Origin of the sequence: Nonomuraea helvata (genome assembly GCF_039535785.1) — a bacterium.
In the GTDB taxonomy this organism is placed as follows: Bacteria; Actinomycetota; Actinomycetes; order Streptosporangiales; family Streptosporangiaceae; genus Nonomuraea; species Nonomuraea helvata.
Map to the genome: position 1 here is coordinate 1,585,782 of NZ_BAAAXV010000009.1, position 16,995 is coordinate 1,602,776.

Sequence of the window (16,995 nt, forward strand, 5' to 3'; positions counted from 1 at the left end):
CGGCCGCGAACCTTCTCCGCTTCCCGGCCATCCACCTCTACATGAGGTACGCCTGGTTATGTCACCCCGTGACCGTTGCCGGGGTTTTCGTGCTCTTGGTCAACGACCACCTGCTCAAGCAGGCCTGGCCCGGGTTCCTCACGGGCAAGCTCAGTGACGTCGCGGGCCTTGTCGTGGCACCCGCGCTGGTGGCGCTGCTCTTCGGGCGGCGGGCCGACCTGGCGGCCACCGTACTGACCGGAGTGCTCTTCGCGCTCGTGAAAAGCACGGAGACGGGCGCTGAGCTCGCCTCCCATGTCTGGACCCTCGTCTCGGGCCCATCGCGCGTCCTGGCCGATCCTACGGACCTCCTCGCCCTTCCCGCGCTCGCCCTGGCCTGGTGGGTCCGCCACCGCAGCCTGCGGGCGCCCTCCGCGCGGTGGCGGCTGATCGTCACGATGCCGCTGGCCGTGCTGGCGGTGACCGCCACCTCGGCCGCGCCCTCGCCCACCGCCCGCTCCGTCGAGGTGGACGGTGCCCGGATCGTCGTCCATGTACGGGACGGCGACGCGCGGATCTCCGAGGACGGCGGGGTCACCTGGTCGGAGGGGAACACCTGGAACGAGAAGGAGCGACATCCGCTCCAGAGCGCCGCCTGCGTGCCCATGCAGGCGACACGGTGCTACCGGGTGGTGGCCGGCCGGATGGCCGTCGAGCAGTCCGACGACGGCGGCAAGACGTGGGCACCGTCGTGGGCGCTGACCGGCGACGACCGCGACCGACTCGACAGGCGCTACTCCCGCAAGGACGCGCGAGCCTCGATGGCGCTGGCCGTGCAGGCCCGCCCGGGCGGACACGTCGTGGTCGTCGCGAACGGCCTCGACGGCATCCTGGTCCGCGACGTGTCCGGTGAGTGGCGCCGGGTCGGCTGGCCGGGCGATTTCGAGATCGACGCGGTGGACCTGTCCCCGGAGCGCAACGTCGCGCTCTTCCTGGCCGCCTGCATGCTGTTCGGCGGCGCCGGAGCGGGGCTGCGGCAGTTCACCCGCGCCTATCTCGGCTTCGCGGTGGCCGCCTCCCTGGGCGTGCTCGCCGTTCTCACAGGCTGGTCGGGGACGTGGTCGATGAGCACGAACATGGCGCCCGTCCTGACGCTCATCGGCGGGCTGGCGACCCTGGCGGGCAGCGTGGTCTGCCTCGTGCTGGCGATCGTCGGCCAGGTCCGGCCCGTGCCCGCCGCCGTCGGGGTGCTGGCCGCGCCGCTCGTGTTCGCGACCGTCTACACGCCCTTCTACGGCTGGTCGGAGGGCACCCCGGGCCCGTACTGGGCGGCCGTCGTCCTGGCCGTGGTGCTGACCGCCCTGGTGCTGGCGGGGGGCGCCGTCCTCATCAGGAACGACGCCCGCCGCGCCTACTTGGACGGCTCCAGCACGTCGAGGCCCACGTAGGGTCGCAGCGCCTCGGGAACCACCACGGAGCCGTCGGCCTGCTGGTGGTTCTCCAGGATCGCGACGATCCAGCGGGTCGTGGCCAGGGTGCCATTGAGCGTGGCCAGGTGCTGCGGCTTGCCGTCCTTGTCGCGGTAGCGGACGGCGAGCCGGCGCGCCTGGAACTCCGTGCAGTTGGAGGTCGAGGTCAGCTCGCGGTAGCGGCCCTGGGTGGGGATCCACGCCTCGCAGTCGAACTTGCGGGCGGCCGACATGCCGAGGTCGCCCGCCGCCGTGTCGATGATCCGGTACGGGACCTCGATCTTGGCCAGCATCTCCTTCTCCCAGGCGAGCAGGCGCAGGTGCTCCTCGTGGGCGTCCTCGGGGCGCACGTAGGAGAACATCTCGACCTTGTCGAACTGGTGGACCCGGATGATGCCCCTGGTGTCCTTGCCGTACGAGCCGGCCTCGCGGCGGAAGCAGGACGACCAGCCCGCGTAGCGCAGCGGCAGGTCACCGCCGTCCAGGATCTCCTGGGCGTGGTATCCGGCCAGCGCCACCTCCGACGTGCCGACGAGGTAGAGGTCGTCCTCGGGGAGGCGGTAGATCTCCTTGTCGTGGGCCACGTGGAAGCCGGTGCCCTGCATGGTCTCCGGCTTGACGAGCACCGGCGTGATCATCGGCGTGAACCCGGCCTCGATCGCCTGCTGCATGGCCATGTTGAGCAGGCCGAGCTGCAGGCGGGCGCCGACGCCCTTGAGGAAGAAGAACCGCGAGCCGGACACCTTGGCGCCCCGCTCCATGTCGATGGCGCCGAGCGCCTCGCCCAGCTCCAGGTGGTCCTTGGGCTCGAAGTCGAACGTCCTCGGCTCACCGTGGGTCTCGAGCACGACGTAGTCGTCCTCGCCGCCCTCCGGCGCGCCCTCCTCGACGATGTTGGGCACCGTCTGCAGGAGCTCGTCGAGCTCGGTCCCGAGCTTCTCCGCCTCCGCCTCCGCGGCCTTGACCTGGCTCGCGAGGTCCTTGGCGCGCTGGAGCAGCGCGGCCTTCTCCTCGCCCTGCGCCTTGGAGACCGACTTGCCCATGCTCTTCTGCTCGGCGCGCATGGACTCGAACGCGGTCAGCGCGGATCGGCGGCGCTCGTCGAGGTCGAGCAGCGTGTCGACGACGGAGTCGTCCTCACCGCGGGCACGCTGCGACGCCCGTAGCCGGTCGGGATCCTCACGAAGGGTACGCAGGTCAATCACAAGCCAAAGGCTACCGGCGCGCGGTGGCTCCTCGCCCCCGGATTACCGCGTACACGCGGATGCTTGCCCGGCTCTCAGACCTGGCCTGCCCGGATACGCGCGAGCCAGTCGCCCGCCTCGGCGAACTCGGGGTCGGACGTGCCCCGCTTGATCTGCGGCGCGATCCCGTCGGCCCGCGGGTAACTGCCGAGGAAGCGCACCTCGCCGCAGATGCGGTGCAGCCCGGCGATGGCCTCACCGACCCGGGCGTCGGCGATGTGGCCCTCGAAGTCGAAGTGGAAGAAGTAGCGCCCGATGCCGTCACCGGTGGGCCGCGACTCGATGCGCGTCAGGTTGACCCCGCGCACGGAGAACTCCGTCAGCATCTCCAGCAGCGCGCCCGGGTGGTCGTCGGCGAGGAAGACGACCAGCGTGGTGCGGTCGGAGCCGGTCGGCTCGGGCAGCGGACCACCCGGCCGGCTCACCTTGATGAACCTGGTCACGGTGTCGGACCTGTCGCCGATGTCGGCGGCCAGCTGCACCAGCCCGTAGTGCTCCCCCGCGATGCGGGCGGCGATGGCGGCGTCGTACGGCGAGCCGGGCAGCGACACCTCCTGCGCCGCCGCCGCGGTCGAAGGGGCGGCCACCACGACGGCTTCGGGCAGCTCGCGCGCGACGTAGGCGCGGCACTGCGTGATGGCCGCGGGATGCGTGTAGACCCGCTTGATGTGGGGGATCCCGGTGCCGGGCCGGGCCAGCAGCGAGAACTGCACCGGCAGCAGCAGCTCGGCCGTGATCAGCAACGGCTCGCCCCAGGCGAACTCGTCGAGCGTCGAGGTGATCGCGCCCTCGATGGAGTTCTCCAGCGGGACGACGGCGCCGTCGGCGTCGCCGGCGCGCGCGGCGTTGAGCACGGCGCTCACGGACGCGCAGGGCAGACGCTCGGCCGTCGGGTCGAGGAGCCGCAGGGCCTCTTCGGTGAAGGTGCCTTCCGGTCCGAGATAGGCGAGTCTGGGCATGCATCAAGAGTATCCGCAGGTGGACCGCCCATGCGCCCCTTCGGGGTGTGTCTACAGCACCTCTGAGGCCCGTGACGCGATCATCGGCCCGAGCCCCAGCCTGGCCGCCCGCACCGCCTCTTCCTCCTCGGGCGACAGCGGCTCCCGCCCTTTCCCGCCGACCACAGGGCGGATGTACGTACGGGTCTCGCTCCGCCCGTTGATCGAGGTCAGCACGATGCCGTCGCCGAGGCCGTTGATCATCGCCACGGAGAACGACAGCCGCCCCGTCATCTCGGAGAGCGCGTCGTACCGGCAGACGGCCACGTCCCTGATGGCCTTGAGGTCGCCCATGCCCTCGCTGATCTGCCGGGCGAGCATCCGCTGGCAGTCCTCCACGGCCGCTCTGGCCTGCCGGAGCGCCCTATACCCGATGAACACGCCGCTGACCCCGGCGATGACGCCCACGATCACCCATGTGGTAACGAGCACGGCACAGAGGGTAATGGTTCGGTCATGCGATCTCGCGCCGTTTCGGCAACCAGGTCGCCAACAACCACACGAGAGCCAGCGCCCCCAGCCCGAACCCGTTCTGGACGATCTTCCCCAGCACCAGGCTGACCCCCGGGATGTCGGCCGCCTTCAACGAGACCCCCCACCAAGGGACGGGGACGACGTAGAAGAGCCACACGCCCGCCGCCACCCGCAGCCTGACCGGGTCCCGCCCGTCCCCGACGATCGCGGCGAGCACCACGACCACCCAGGCCAGATGGTGGATCCAGGCGACCGGCGAGAGCAGCACGGCCATCAGCCCCGTCAGCGCGACCGCGGTCAACTGGTCGTTCGCCCTGTACGCGTCCCGCGCGCCGCGGAACCCGTACCACGCGACCGCGGCCACCACCACGATCCAGATCAGGGACGTCGCCGGATCGGGCAGGTAGAGGCGGAGCAGCATGCCGCGGATGGACTGGTTCGTGGTGGCCTCGTTCGCGCCGACGCGGCCGGGATCGAGCAGCGCCCAGAACCAGAAGTCGGCCGCGTCCCGCGGGATGACCGCGAACGGCAGCAACGTCAGCAGCGCCGCCGTGAAAGCCGCCATGGAGAACGTCCGCCACTGCCGCGTGAGCAGCAGGTAGATCAGGAAGACGCCCGGCGTGAGCTTCACGGCCGTGGCGAGACCGATCAGGAACCCCCGCGGCCACCAAGGCTTCTTCGCCAGGCAGTCGGCCGCGCAGAGCGCGACCAGCAGGATGTCCACCTGCCCGAACCGCACCTGGTCCCTGATCGGCATCAGGTAGGTGCAGGCCACCATGAGCGCCGCGAACGCCCACGGCACGTACTTCCGCAGCGCCTCTCCTCGCAGGACCTCCCTGAACGAGAACCCCACGGTCACGGCCAGCGCCACGAAGATCCCGGCCGTCCACACCCACTGGGCCGTCCCCCAGGACATCTCGGCCAGCGCCACGGCCATCATCGCCGCGATGGGAGGATAGGTGAACGGCAGCAGCTGCGGGGCCGGCGTGACGTACTCGTACACCGGCCGGCCCTCGAGCAGCATCTGCCCGCCGGTACGGTAAACGTCGAGGTCGACCAGGCGTTGATCGTCGGGATTGGTGAGCCACATGTGCACCAGGGGCACGGCGGCCGCGGCGACCACGAGCCCCGCGACCGCCCACGCCCACCACTGCCGCCGCATCACGCGTACCTCGCCACTTGTCACGATGTGGCACGTTACCGTGGCTGTTATTGATCGAGGGGCAATCACTGGGGGTTCCGTCCATGCCACATGCGCCAACGCCGAAGCACGTCCTCGACGTTCTGACGCGCGCACGGGCTCTCGCGACCCGGGCAATCAGGCGCGCCCTCGCCGCCCGGACGAGCCGACGGACCTTCGCCGCGCTCATCCTCAGCATGGCCGCGGCGACCTGCCTCCTCTCCTCGACGGCCGCCGCCGCCCCTCTCACCAGGGCCACCAGCACTGATCTCCACACACGCGCACCAGCCCCCGCGGCCCTCCGAATCGCCAGGAAAGAGCCGGTCGCCCAGGCGGCTCGGGTCGCCCTCATCGGCGTACCCGGTCTCGAATGGAGCGACCTGGACGCGTCACGAACCCCCCACCTGTGGGCCCTCGTCGGCCAGGGCGCCTCAGGCTCTCTCTCGACGCGTGCCGTGCCGCCCCCGGACCGCGGCACCACCTGCCCCACAGCGGGCTGGCTGACCATCTCAGCAGGCCAGCGAGCGGGCGCCGCAGGCAAGGGCTGCCCTCAGCCCCCGGTCCCACAACCCACGGGAGAGGGCGCCAGGATCCCGAACTGGCAGGCCCTGACCGCGTACCAAGCCGAAACCGGCTACGACGCCCAGCTCGGCACCCTGGGCCAGTCGGTGGCGGACAACGGGGGCAAGGTCGCCGCCGTAGGCCCGGGCGCCGCGATCGCTGCCGCCGACAAGTCCGGAAATATTGCCAAATACGTCCCCGCCGTCGACGCTGTCGACTCCATCGGCGCCCTGGACCCGTACAACCTGATCATCATGGAGGCCGCCGACCTGGCCACCGCCTGGGCCAGGCAGCCCCTGGACGAGTACGGCGTCCCCACCCCGCTGCCGACCGCCGACCGCCAGGCAGCCGCAGCCCGAGCGGACCAGCAGGTCGGCGCCCTGCTCGCCAAGCTGCCTTCCGACACCACCGTCCTGGTGGCAGGCGTCTCTGACGTGACCCCGAACGCCCACCTCCACGTGGCGATCGCCAAGTCCCCGAACGGCCGGCCGTACGGCCACGGCTATCTGACCGCCACCTCCACCCGCCAGGACGCTCTGGTCACGATCACCGACCTCACCGCCACCACCATCCAGCTCCTCGGCCTTCCCGTCCCGCGCCAGGTGGTCGGCCGTCCCTGGCAACCCGACGGCACCGCCTCCGCCACACCGGGCGACACGGTGTCGGGGCTGGCGGACGGCGACCTCGCCAGCCAGGTGCTGCGGGAGGTCCGCGGACCGTTCTTCACCGTCCTGGTGACGGTCCAGCTCCTCTTCTACGCTCTCGCCGCCCTGGCCCTCCGCCGCCGCCGCTCCCCGAACCGCCCGGAAACGGCCGACTCGGCGTCCCGTGCCACCTCCCCTGGCACCAGCACTGGAGCGACTCTGCCCGCCGACTTCGCGGAGACCTCCAAGCTTCTCAAAGCCGTCCAGATCGTGGCGGTGATCAGCGGCTCCATCGCCATCTCCACATTCCTGGCCCAGCTGGTGCCGTGGTGGACGCTGCCGGTGCCGATGCTGTCGGTGATCGTGACGATCGTGGCCATCGCCGGTCTGTTCACCGCCCTGGCCTTCGCCGGCCCCTGGCGGGCTCACGTGCTGGGCCCGCTCACCGTGGTCGCCGCCGTGACCTCCCTGGCCCTCCTCATCGACGTCATGACCGGCTCCAAGCTCCAGGTGAACGCCGTGACCGGCTACGAGCCCGTGACCGGAGGACGGTTCTACGGCTTCAGCAACATCGCCTTCGCCGTCTACGCCACCGGCACCATCCTCGGGCTGGCCGGGGTGTCGCAGTGGCTGCTCGGCCGGGGCGTGTCCAGGACCGTGGTCGTCGGGGTGTGCGCCGTGTACGGAGGGATCGCGGTCTTCGCTGATGGATGGCCTTCGTGGGGGGCGGACTTCGGCGGTGTCCCGGCGTTCGTGATCGGCCTGGCGGTCTTCCTCATACTGCTCTCCGGCAGGCGCGTGTCGGTGCTGAGGCTGCTGCTCGTCGGCCTGGTGGGGGCCGGGCTCGTGGGCACGCTCTCCGTCGTCGACTGGCTGCGTCCCGATGACCAGCGGACCCACCTGGGCAACTTCGTCCAGCAGATCATCGACGGCCAGGCGTGGACCGTCGTCTGGCGCAAGTTCAGTGCCATGATCGGCGTAACCGTCGGGAACTGGTCACTGACCCTCCTCTCGCTGGTCGCGCTGGCCTTCCTCTTCCTGGTGCTCGCCCGTCCGTCGCGCTGGGGCGTCTCGGCCCTCAGCCAGGCGTACCACCTGGCCCCGACGCTCCGCGCGGGCCTTTTCGGCGCTCTCACATGTGCCTTCGTCGGCTTCCTGATGAACGACTCCGGCATCGCCATCCCCGCTATGGCCCTGACGGTGGCCGTGCCTCTGACGCTGGCGGCCTGCGTCCGTGCCCTGCAGCTCGCCAGGCCCACAGGATCAGCCCCGCCGTCAGAGCAAGCAGCGCCCACGCGAGCTGAGGCCTGAGCACGGTCCTGAGCCAGTCGAGGTCCTGTGGCGGCCCCACCACCCTCGCCGGGAGGTACGCGAGCGACAGGACCAGCAGGTGCGCGACCACGAACCCGTCCAGCGCGGAGGCCCCCACCAGCGCCAGCAGGCCGAGCGCCAGGCCGTCGTACCAGGGCAGGATGTACGGCGTGGCGAACAGGTAGGCCACCACCAGCCCCACCGCGACAACCGGCGCCGCAAGCCCACCGGTCCTCCGGGAGCCGCCTCCCCCGCCCGCTGCATGGTGATCCACCTCGCCCTGCACGGCATCGCCAGGACCGCGCCCCGCCGCGGCGGCGCGTCCCAGCGTTGGAGCAGTGTGGCTGCCCTCCCCGGCCGACTCGATTCCCGGCGCGCTCGCCGCGAGCCCGTCCGGGCGTCGTGAGGCCAGGCGGAGCAGGGACCAGGCGACGAGTATGAGAACAAGGAGGGAACCGATCTGGATCTCCGCCCGGTAAGCGCTGCCGGTGCCCACGACGGCCTGGAACCAGCCCTGGACCAGCTTCCAGAACGAGACGTGGGAGATCGACTTGCTGGTGCGGGTCACCGGGGCGATCGCCTCCGGGCCGACGATCGCGTACCCGGCGACCACCACCACGAGCGCGCACGCCGCCATGAGAGCCAGGCGGCCGGGTCGTCGTCGTAGCTCCCAGGCCGGGCCGAGCGCCACCAGGCCGGCGTTGACCTTGATCGCCACGCCTAGCCCCAGCAGGAGACCGGAGCCCATGGGGCGGCTTCTGGCCAGGAGGGCGGCGACCATGCAGGCGATGGCGAGGGTGTCGACATGCATGCCCGCCACCAGCTGGTAGAGCAGGAGCGGGTTGGCTGTCCACAGGAGAGCGCCCCGCAGCCGCCTGATCGAGTCGTCTCGGGTGAAGCGATCTATGAGGAGGCCCGTCACGATGAACGCGGCGGCGTTGAACAGGGCCAGCACGAATATCGTCAGGCGGAGCGAGTCGCCGCCGATCCAGCTCGCCATGGCTTGCAGAGCCGTTGCCACGGGGCCGTACACGCTCGGCTCCTCACGCCACGGATCCTCGACCGCGTCGGCGATGGGGTCGCCCGGCAGGTCGACCGCCCCATGGGTGTACGGGCTCAGGCCGAGCGTCACCATGCGCCCGTAGGCGGCGTAGTTGAGGTGGTCGCCGGAGCCGGAGGGAGGCAGGAACGCGAGGATCGCGGCGGTCACGCAGCCCGTGAGCACGAGGATGCGGGCGCTGGGCACCAGCCGATGACTCCACACGCCGCTCCTTGAGCCGAGAAGCCCTGGGTCAGGGGTGCGGATCAAGGCGAGGGCGGTCAGAAGACCGAGGCCGCCCAGGATGAGCGCGCTCGCGGCGAGGGCGATCACCAGGTGGGGCTCGGGGTGGACGTCCAGAGAGAACGGCGGGTGCCGGTCCGGGCCGGTCAACGCGGGAACCATCGGCGAGGGGCCCAGCAGGCCTATGGTGATCGTCAGCAGGATCGAGGCGCCGATCGCCGCCGTGGCCGCCCCCGCGAGCCGGCCTCGTGCCTTGTCGTGCCGCTTCTCCGAAGTCACCGGCAAATTCCAGCACACTCGCAGGGCGGCCTTGGACGGGCGAGGCGTGGCTGTGGATAACGCCGCGGCCCCGCGCCGCACAGCCCGGATGATCAGATCGACGGTTGAAAGGTGTGGAGATGGTCAGCGATTGAGGCGGAGTTTGTCGAGATTTTGGACGACAAGCGGGTCTCTGGTGGCCAGGGCGAGCGCCACGTCCCGAAGTTGTCTGGCTCGATGGAGCTGTGCGCGCCAGTCCGTCCCCGTGGCGCGGTGCGCCATCTCGACCTCGACCTCGACCACCCGGAACCTCTTGCGCAGCAGGTCGATCGTCATGGCCGTCTCCACCCCGAACCCGTGCGCCAGCGGGCGCGCCGCCTCGAAGGCGGCTCTGGTGAGGCAGCGCTGACCGTTGAGGGGCTGCGCCGGATCGAAGCCGGTGGCGCGGCGGATGCCCTCCTTCGACAGGCGTACGACTAAGCCGTGGCCGCCCAGCTTCACCCTCGTCGTGAAGACCGCGACGGTCATGTCGGCCTTGGACGCGCGTACGGGCTCGATGAGAGGCGCGGCGGCGCCGGCCGTCGCGCCCAGGTCGGCGTCCAGGAAGAGCAGGTGGCGAGGGCTGCGGTCCTCGTCGAGGAGGCGGACCGCCTCCGCTCCTGTCTCCATCGCGGCGGCCTTGCCCTTGTTGCGGCTGTGACGCACCACCCGGGCTCCTGCCGCGCGCGCCACCCTGCCGGTCTGGTCGGTCGAGCCGTCGTCCACGACCACGACCAGATCCACGCCGGGCAGATCCGCGGCGGCCGCGACGGTGGCCGCGATGCGGTCGGCTTCGTTGACGGCCGGGATGATCACCGCTGTGTCACCGCCACTGCTCACCGAGCATCACCTCCGCACACCACACCCTCCCGAAGCCGAGCACCATGGCCTGGCACCATGGCCGACCCCGAACACGGCCCTGCCCGAGCACCGCTGCCATCGCCCCGCGCGCGGGGCGATGAGCACCGGCGGCCCTGGCCAGGTCACCATCGCCACCGTAGCCGACATCCGTGCCCCTGCGCGGCACGCCACCGGCCGGGAGGCGCGACGACGCGCCGCCCGCGCACGGATACCGTCACGATCCCTCGGTGATGAGGAACTCCTGCGGCACCTCGTCATGCACGGTGAACACCGAGTCGAGCCCGGTGACCTGCAGAATCTTGCGTACGGCAGGACGCGGGGCGGCCACCTCGAGCGTCCCTCCCTGCTCCTTCATCCGTTTGAGCGCCGACAGCAGCACGTTCATCCCCGTGGAGTCGCAGAAATCCACGGCGGACATGTCGATGACCACCCGGCTGGGCCCCTCCTTCAACAGCCGAGTGAACTCGGTCTGCAGGTGAGGCGCCGTGTACAGGTCGATTTCTCCGGTGATGGCAACGAGTGCTGACCCGGCATGTGATCGAGTCGAGACCTTGAGCTCCACATGGGCAGGCTAGCGGCGCGGAGGCTTCCGGTCACGTTCTCACGCCGATAGGGGAACCACAGGTTTTTGTCCTCCGTTTGGGCTCCATGGAAACGGAGAGTACGCGAAGCTTGACAGCGTGATACCAGAACCAGCACAGCCTCATGGAGAGGGAGGGGCTGGGGCAGGACAGACGGGCCCCGCATCGATGAAAACAGACAAACCTGAAGACCCCCAGCGCCAAGGGCTCCGGGAGAGCCTGGAGGCCATCCTCATCCGCACGGAGAAGGCCACGTCATGGCATGAAGAAGCGGAACGCCTCCGCGGCCTGGTCAACCGCGAAGGCTACGTCCCCATCCGCACCCGGCTCGCGGTCGAGGACCTCGACTTCCTGTCGGGCGCCCGCAGTGATCTGCTCAGGTTCTCGGAGCTCGGGCTGAGGCTGCTGGATCTCCATCAGCCGAGGGACGCGGGGGGCATCACCAGCGACACCGCCAACCCGATCCTGCGGTGCCGGAGCTGCATGTGGCGCTGGCCTTGCCCGACATTTCGAGCGATGTTGGAGTCGTTCGGCGTCCCCAGGGACTCGGCGGACGCGCCACCACCACCCGGAACGACACTTCCCGAAAGCGCCTGAGACGGGGCGATCCAGGAGGTCAACCGACGACCGGCGGGAGCCGGATCTCGAACCGGCAGCCCGGCCCGTCGTTGACCACCCCGATCACCCCGTCGTGCGCCTCCACGATCCCTTGCGCGATGGCCAGCCCCAGCCCCGCCCCGCCGCCGGCGGCAGGACTACGGGCCGCCTCCCCCCGGAAGGCCACCTCGAACACCCGAGTCAGGTCCTCCTCAGGAATCCCCCCACAGCAATCAGCGACCGACAGACAGGCCATCCCCTCGTCATCCACCCCGGCCCGCAGCACCACGGTCCGGTCCGACGGCGTGTGCCGGATGGCGTTGACCACGAGATTCCCCAGCGCACGGCCCAGCGCCCCCGCGTCGGCCTCCACCGGCACGGACTCCGACGCCTCTGCCGTGAGCACCACGCCCTTGGCCCTGGCGAGCGGCTCGGCCCCGGCGAGCGTGTCGGCCACGAGGTCGGCCAGCCCGATGCGCGACCGGGAGAGCCGCAGCGCCCCCGCGTGGATCCGCGACAGCTCGAACAGGTCGTCCACCATCGCCGAGAGCCGCTCCACCTCCAGCTTGATCTGCGCGTGGTAGCGCGCGACCGTCGGCGGGTCCGACACCACCCCGTCCTGCAGCGCCTCGACCATCGCCCGCATCCCGGCCAGCGGCGTACGCAGGTCGTGGCTCACCCAGGCGACGAGCTCCCGCCGCGCCCCTTCCAGCGCCCGCTCCCGCGCGTACGCCTCCTCCAGGGTGTTGGCGATGGTCTGGAGCTCGGCCGGCAGCCCCCGCGGCGCCTCGAACGGCACGGCCCGCACGGCGGACACCAGCCTCCTGCTCTCCCCGACCACCCGCCTGGCCAGCACGAACGCGACTCCGAGCCCGACCAGCCCACCCACGGCCACCACGCTCAGCACGAAGTCCTTGACGCCCCCGCCGATGATCATCTTCATGATGATGGCCACGACCCCGGCCAGCGTCGCCGCCACGGCGACCACCACGACCACGGCCAGCATCACCCCGATGGACCGGGTGCGCAGGCGCCACATCACCCCGATGCCGAGCAGCGCGATCACCAGGCCGAGCCCCGCGGTGACGGCCACGACCATGAGCAGCTCGCCGGAGCGCACCATCAGGTGCCGCCCTCCGTCGGCTCGTACCGGTAGCCGACCCCCCACACCGTGACGATCCTCTGCGGCTCGGTCGGATCCTGCTCGATCTTCTCCCGCAGCCGCCGGACGTGCACGGTCACGGTGGATGAGTCGCCGAACGACCACCCCCACACCTGGTTCAGCAGCGCGGAGCGGCTGAAGGCCTGCCGCGGATTGCGCATGAGGTAGGTGAGCAGATCGAACTCCCGGGCCGTCAGCATCACCTCGTCACCCCGCAGGCGTACCTCATGAGCCCCCACGTCCACCACCAGGTCCCCGTCCCGCAGCACGCCGGTGCCACCGGTGACGGAGGCCCCGCGGGCCCGCCGCAGCACGGACTGCACGCGCAGCGCCAGCTCGCGCGGGCTGAACGGCTTGACCACGTAGTCGTCGGCCCCCGTCTCCAGCCCCACCACCCGGTCGATCTCCTCGCCGAGCGCGGTCAGCATGATCACGGGTACGGGCCAGCGCTCCCGGAGCTTCCTGCACACCTGCAGCCCGTCGATCTTGGGCAGCATCAGGTCGAGCACCATGAGATCGGGCGGGTCGGCCAGCGCCCTGCGCAGCGCCTCCACGCCGTCGCCGACGCATTCGACGTCGTGCCCGTCACGCTCCAGATAGCGCGCGACGACCTCGGAGACGGTCGGATCATCATCGACGACCAGGATGCGCGTGTTCACGCCTTCACGGTACGGCCAGGGCCCGGGGAAGTGTCATGGACGTCATTGGTTCGTAAGCCTCGCGGATCATGGTCCGAGGACGTACGGTGGCTGCATGAGTAGAGTCGTGATGCTCGTCATAGGGACCCTGCTGGGCCTCTTCGTGCTCTTCAACTTCTTGCTGCCGATGGTGATGGGCCTGCTCAAAATCGCCCTGATCATCGGTGTGGTCGCCTTCCTGGTCTTCCTCGTGGTGACCGTGATGGGCAAGTCCTCCCGGTCGAGTTGACGTCTTTCCTCTTCGACCCGTGGCTGATCGGGATCACCATGATGGCGATCCTGCTGCTGGCCACGTGGGCAGCCATGTTGCTGCCCGTTCTCAGTGGGGAGCCGGCGAGCTTTCCGCTGACGTACGCGCGCCGCACGGCCTTCCAGCGCCAGCGCGACCCGGACGCGGCAGGCCGCTCGCGTCCACGAGCTCCTTGAGCATGCCCCGCTTCGACGTCAAGCGGGGCTCCTCGAACGCGACGGGTGAGCCCTGATCCTTTCGAACACTCGAAGTAGGGCTCATGATCGATTCTCTTGTCACGTTCGTCGTCAACATGTCCGGGGGCAGCGCCGCGCTCGGGATCGTGCTGTTCACCCTGGCCGTACGGCTCATGCTGCTGCCGCTCAACGTACGCAGGGACCGCGCGATGAAGATCCGCGAACGGCTCGCCCCCAAGCTGCGCGAGCTGCAGAAACGCCACGCGCGCAACCCTGAGCGCCTGTCCGGGGAGATGTCCGCGCTCTTCGCCAAGGAAGGCACCTCGCCCTTCGCCGGATACCTGCCCATGCTGGCGCAGCTGCCGTTCATGTGGCTGATGTACCGGGTGGCCACGCATCCGACCGCACTGGTGGGCCATGACCTGTTCGGGGCTCCCCTGGGGCAGCAGGTGGCGGGCGTGGTAGCTAATTACGGTCTGGTCAGCATGCCGGTTTTGGTCTTTGTTATGGTCATCGCGCTGGTCGCAGCGGTGGCGTGGCTTTCCGCCCGAAACATCAAAGTTGCAGAAGATCAACCGCAGTGGCTGAGGAGGCTTCTGCCGTGGATGCCGTACGGCTCCGTGCTCGCCACGCTGGTGCTCCCGCTCGCGGGCGCGCTCTACCTGCTGGTCTCCACGGCGTGGGCCGCGGGCGAGCGGGCAGTGCTCGCTAGCCGGCCTCTTTAAGGGCCTTGACCTGCCCGTTCAGCGACGCTCGAGGAGCGGGCAGGATGGCCCACACCGTCGTCGTGTCGCCGTCGTGCCGGACCCCCCAGCTCTCCGCCACGTACTCCACGATGCCGAGCCCCCGGCCCCCGAGCGATGAGAGGGTCGGGCGGCCGGCCCGCGGCTCGGTCGCCGCGCCCCCGTCGCTCACCGCCACCTCGAGGTGATCGTCACTCCGCAGCCAGGCCACTCTGACCATGCCCGACGGCAGGGGGTGCGCATGCCTAAGCGCGTTGCTCAGCAGCTCGCTCACCACCAGCACGGCATCGTCGATCGCCGCGGAAAAAAACCCCGCTGTCCTGCAGCTCATTGCTCAGACGCTGGCGGGCGACGGCGACGCTGGACGGCGCGTACGGCAGCAGCACCACGCTTGACACACCCACCTCCCCGTTCCCTGTGCCCCCCGCGGGAACACTCCCCGGTACGACCGAAATGCCCCGTTACTCGATCCCAGAAACCGCATCTCGATCACAGCTTGTGCACATTGGACGATAGATCAGCGGAACTGTGACCACCTCGTTACCGCATCGGTGTGTCGGATCGGATAGGGGAAACAGCTCGTAGTAAGAGCCGCATTCTCGTCCCCCCTTCCGGTCGCGGATGGGCGCTCACATCTCCGCCCTGGGCTCTCGCAAGGCTGCGGACGATGTAAAGACCGAGCCCTACTCCACCAAACCTTCTCCGGTCCCCGCTGTCCACCTGGACAAACCTCTCAAAGATCCGCTCGCGGTCAGTCGGCGCGATACCCACGCCTTCGTCATCCACGACCACGACGACGTTGTCGTCCTCCGGCCAGGCCGCCACGCTGATCAGTCCGCCCTCGGGCGAGTACTTGAACGCGTTCTCCAGCAGCTGCCCCAGGACGATGTCCGTGGCCAGCGCGTCACCCAGCACGTACGGCAGCCCGTCGTGGATGTCCACCTCGACCCGGTGCTTGTCCGACAGCGCGGGCAGCCCCAGGGTGGCCGCGTCGATCCGTTCCGCCAGGTCGAACTCCTCGATGCGCACCTTCAGCTCGTCCGCCCCCGCCCTGGCGCCGAGCAGCAGGTGGTCCATGAGCTCACCCAGCGACCTGGCGCGCTCGGCGATCGTGTGGACGGCCGAGCGGCGCTCGGGGTCGCTCATCTTGTCCCAGCGCCTGTCGAGCGTGCTGGCGAACCCGCGCACGATCGTGATGGGCGTACGCAGCTCGTGGCTGGTCGTGGCCAGGAACAGGTCCTTGGCCTCCTCGAGCTCCTTGGCCGTGGTCACGTCGCGGAAGTCGATGACCACTTCGCCGGTCTCCTCGATCCGCGCGCTCACGACGTCCAGCCACCGCCCGGTCTCCATCTGGAACGTGACCTTCTCGCCCGGCTTGGGCAGCGGGAACGGCGGTGGCCCGCCGATGACGGCCTCGGCGGGGAACGCGGTGAGCTCGACGGCGGCCGGGTTCCACCGCACCACGCGGCCGGCCTCGTCGAGCACCGCGATGCCGTCGGCGCTGGCGTCGAAGACGGCCTGCTCGTGCGCCCGCTGCCGCACCGCCTCCTGGTAGGCCACCGCGTTGCCGACGGCGATGCCGGCGTGTCCGGCCAGCAGCTCCAGCAGCTCCAGCTCGAGGTGTCCTGGCGTGCTCTCGGCGAACAACGCGTACAGGGCCCCGTAGGGGCGCCCGCCGACGGCGGCCAGGCCGAGCGCGATCGTGTGCAGGCCCTTCAGCCGGGCCCACACCAGGTCGTCCAGCTCGTCCGACTGCAGCAGGACGGTCTTGCCGGTGCGTAAGAGCTTGTCCACGAGACTCGTACGAAGGTCCGTGGTGGTGCCCCTGATGGCGGCCGGCAGCTGGTACGTGCTGACCAGGCGTAACCGGTCGCCCTCGATCAGCACGAACCCGCCCGCGTCCGCCCCCGTGAGCTCGGTGAGGCTGGCCGAGATCCGGTCGAGCACGGCGGAGAGCTCAAGTTCGGAGTTGATGTCGCCGACCACGTCGGTCAGCCTGCGCACCAGCCGCGCCCTGCGGGCCATGCGGTTCCTGGCCAGCTCGTCGGCGCGCGCGAGATGGTGGACGCAGACGTACCCGGCCACGGCGCTGCCCAGGCGCAGCGCGCTGATGTCGACCCGGACGTCCAGAACGGTCCCGTCGCCGCGCAGGCGTTTGGTCCGGACCGAGACCTGGCCGCCGGTGCGTACGCGCTCCAGGACGGCGTTGTGCTCGGCGGTGAGCTCGCCGGGCACGATCGGCGCCCGGCGCCCGAGCATCTCCTCCGCCGTCCACCCGAACAGCCGCTCGGCAGCCTCGTTCCAGACCAGCACGCTCTGGTCCCGGTCGACGACCACGACGGCGTTGGGCGAACTGGCGAGGGCAGCACGAGCTATCTCGTCGTCACTCCCGGCCCATTCGTCCCCCACTCCTCCATAGTGCACGTGGCAAGGTGGGTCCGTCGGGCGATCCGTCCGATACGCTGCGGTCACGGTGATTCTCGGTGGG

The 16,995-nt window shown here is 70.1% G+C and carries 16 protein-coding genes and 1 pseudogene; 6 read left to right on the forward strand and 11 right to left on the reverse strand.

Annotated elements, in window-relative coordinates:
* The first annotated feature begins 68 nt into the window (after positions 1 to 68).
* The gene (locus tag ABD830_RS40450; protein ID WP_344999355.1) at positions 69 to 1,427 is read left to right on the forward strand and encodes a hypothetical protein; all 1,359 of its coding nucleotides are present in this window, start codon (positions 69 to 71) and stop codon (positions 1,425 to 1,427) included.
* Here the strand turns inward: ABD830_RS40450 and serS are convergent.
* The 4 genes from serS to ABD830_RS40470 all read right to left on the reverse strand — a co-directional run bounded on the left by serS (position 1,391) and on the right by ABD830_RS40470 (position 5,350).
* The gene (serS, locus tag ABD830_RS40455; RefSeq protein WP_344999357.1) at positions 1,391 to 2,653 is read right to left on the reverse strand and encodes a serine--tRNA ligase; all 1,263 of its coding nucleotides are present in this window, start codon (positions 2,651 to 2,653) and stop codon (positions 1,391 to 1,393) included. The two genes, ABD830_RS40450 and serS, sit on opposite strands and share 37 nt — an antisense overlap.
* Positions 2,654 to 2,727: 74 nt before the next feature.
* The gene (gene pheA, locus ABD830_RS40460) at positions 2,728 to 3,651 is read right to left on the reverse strand and encodes a prephenate dehydratase (RefSeq protein WP_344999359.1); all 924 of its coding nucleotides are present in this window, start codon (positions 3,649 to 3,651) and stop codon (positions 2,728 to 2,730) included.
* Between the two features lie 51 nt (positions 3,652 to 3,702).
* Positions 3,703 to 4,122, reverse strand: coding sequence for a DUF4446 family protein (locus ABD830_RS40465; RefSeq protein WP_344999361.1), 420 nt, complete (start codon positions 4,120 to 4,122; stop codon positions 3,703 to 3,705).
* A gap of 22 nt (positions 4,123 to 4,144) precedes the next feature.
* Positions 4,145 to 5,350: a glycosyltransferase 87 family protein gene (locus ABD830_RS40470; protein WP_344999363.1), complete on the reverse strand. Its 1,206-nt coding sequence runs from the start codon at positions 5,348 to 5,350 to the stop codon at positions 4,145 to 4,147.
* Positions 5,351 to 5,541: 191 nt separating this feature from the next.
* Here ABD830_RS40470 and ABD830_RS40475 point away from each other — a divergent pair, with 191 nt between their 5' ends.
* The gene (locus tag ABD830_RS40475) at positions 5,542 to 7,860 is read left to right on the forward strand and encodes a hypothetical protein (RefSeq protein WP_344999365.1); all 2,319 of its coding nucleotides are present in this window, start codon (positions 5,542 to 5,544) and stop codon (positions 7,858 to 7,860) included.
* A 394-nt stretch (positions 7,861 to 8,254) separates the two neighbouring features.
* On the opposite strand, the pseudogene mptB reads toward ABD830_RS40475, so the two are convergent.
* The 3 genes and pseudogenes from mptB to ABD830_RS40490 all read right to left on the reverse strand — a co-directional run.
* Positions 8,255 to 9,304 (reverse strand): annotated as a pseudogene (gene mptB / locus ABD830_RS40480) (polyprenol phosphomannose-dependent alpha 1,6 mannosyltransferase MptB); the annotation flags it as partial.
* 240 nt (positions 9,305 to 9,544) lie between these two features.
* Positions 9,545 to 10,279, reverse strand: coding sequence for a glycosyltransferase family 2 protein (locus tag ABD830_RS40485; RefSeq protein ID WP_344999367.1), 735 nt, complete (start codon positions 10,277 to 10,279; stop codon positions 9,545 to 9,547).
* 235 nt (positions 10,280 to 10,514) lie between these two features.
* Positions 10,515 to 10,862, reverse strand: a complete 348-nt coding sequence (locus ABD830_RS40490) for an STAS domain-containing protein (protein ID WP_344999369.1) — start codon at positions 10,860 to 10,862, stop codon at positions 10,515 to 10,517.
* A gap of 187 nt (positions 10,863 to 11,049) precedes the next feature.
* On the opposite strand from ABD830_RS40490, the gene ABD830_RS40495 reads away from it, so the two are divergent.
* Entirely contained in the window at positions 11,050 to 11,478 is a 429-nt protein-coding gene (locus tag ABD830_RS40495) for a hypothetical protein (protein ID WP_344999371.1), read from the forward strand.
* 19 nt (positions 11,479 to 11,497) lie between these two features.
* Here ABD830_RS40495 and ABD830_RS40500 read toward each other — a convergent pair whose 3' ends face one another.
* Both ABD830_RS40500 and ABD830_RS40505 read right to left on the reverse strand, forming a co-directional pair.
* A complete protein-coding gene (locus tag ABD830_RS40500) occupies positions 11,498 to 12,601 on the reverse strand; it encodes a sensor histidine kinase (RefSeq protein ID WP_344999373.1) in 1,104 nt (367 codons plus the stop codon).
* Positions 12,601 to 13,299 carry a response regulator transcription factor gene (locus tag ABD830_RS40505; RefSeq protein WP_344999375.1) on the reverse strand — a complete coding sequence of 233 codons (699 nt, stop codon included), beginning with the start codon at positions 13,297 to 13,299 and terminating at the stop codon, positions 12,601 to 12,603. The genes ABD830_RS40500 and ABD830_RS40505 overlap by 1 nt, the downstream gene beginning before the upstream one ends.
* A 94-nt stretch (positions 13,300 to 13,393) precedes the next feature.
* On the opposite strand from ABD830_RS40505, the gene ABD830_RS40510 reads away from it, so the two are divergent.
* The 3 genes from ABD830_RS40510 (at position 13,394) to ABD830_RS40520 (ending at position 14,489) form a co-directional block, all read left to right on the forward strand.
* Positions 13,394 to 13,567 (forward strand): hypothetical protein, encoded by a 174-nt coding sequence (locus ABD830_RS40510; RefSeq protein ID WP_344999377.1) that lies wholly within the window; start codon positions 13,394 to 13,396, stop codon positions 13,565 to 13,567.
* Positions 13,564 to 13,764, forward strand: coding sequence for a DUF6412 domain-containing protein (locus ABD830_RS40515; RefSeq protein ID WP_344999379.1), 201 nt, complete (start codon positions 13,564 to 13,566; stop codon positions 13,762 to 13,764). Before ABD830_RS40510 ends, ABD830_RS40515 begins: the two co-directional genes overlap by 4 nt.
* 83 nt (positions 13,765 to 13,847) lie before the next feature.
* Positions 13,848 to 14,489 (forward strand): YidC/Oxa1 family membrane protein insertase, encoded by a 642-nt coding sequence (locus tag ABD830_RS40520; protein WP_344999381.1) that lies wholly within the window; start codon positions 13,848 to 13,850, stop codon positions 14,487 to 14,489.
* Here the strand turns inward: ABD830_RS40520 and ABD830_RS40525 are convergent.
* Both ABD830_RS40525 and ABD830_RS40530 read right to left on the reverse strand, forming a co-directional pair.
* Complete coding sequence (locus ABD830_RS40525) at positions 14,473 to 14,838, reverse strand: ATP-binding protein (RefSeq protein ID WP_344999383.1); 366 nt, start codon at positions 14,836 to 14,838, stop codon at positions 14,473 to 14,475. The genes ABD830_RS40520 and ABD830_RS40525 overlap by 17 nt on opposite strands.
* 209 nt (positions 14,839 to 15,047) lie before the next feature.
* On the reverse strand, positions 15,048 to 16,916 hold the full coding sequence (locus tag ABD830_RS40530) for a sensor histidine kinase (protein WP_344999385.1): 1,869 nt from the start codon (positions 16,914 to 16,916) through the stop codon (positions 15,048 to 15,050).
* Positions 16,917 to 16,995: the final 79 nt, after the last annotated feature.